Here is a 256-nt window from a genome sequence, read left to right as displayed (position 1 = left end):
CGCCCGCAGATGGATTGGAGACGCTTGATGAACCGCTTTGCACTGCGTTACATGTGCCTATTGCGCAAGTATGGCGAAGCTCCTCAATCCGATGCCACGACCTGTTTCATCATAGATGACACCGTGCTTGAGAAGAGTGGTGTGAGGATGGAGGGCATCAGTCGTGTTTTCGACCATGTAAAAGGCAGGTGCGTATTGGGCTACAAACTGTTGCTTTGTGCATTCTTTGACGGCAAGACAACCATACCCTTTGATT

1 pseudogene is annotated in these 256 nt (G+C 50.0%); it reads left to right on the top strand.

Features of this window, described 5'->3' with window-relative positions:
- Positions 1-256 (top strand): annotated as a pseudogene (locus tag HMPREF2955_RS02900) (IS4 family transposase); the annotation flags it as partial.

The organism is Prevotella sp. HMSC073D09 (assembly GCF_001814145.1).
In the GTDB taxonomy this organism is placed as follows: domain Bacteria; phylum Bacteroidota; class Bacteroidia; order Bacteroidales; family Bacteroidaceae; genus Prevotella; species Prevotella conceptionensis.
Note: the sequence above shows the minus strand (reverse complement) of the source record. Positions and strands in the feature narration are given on the sequence as shown.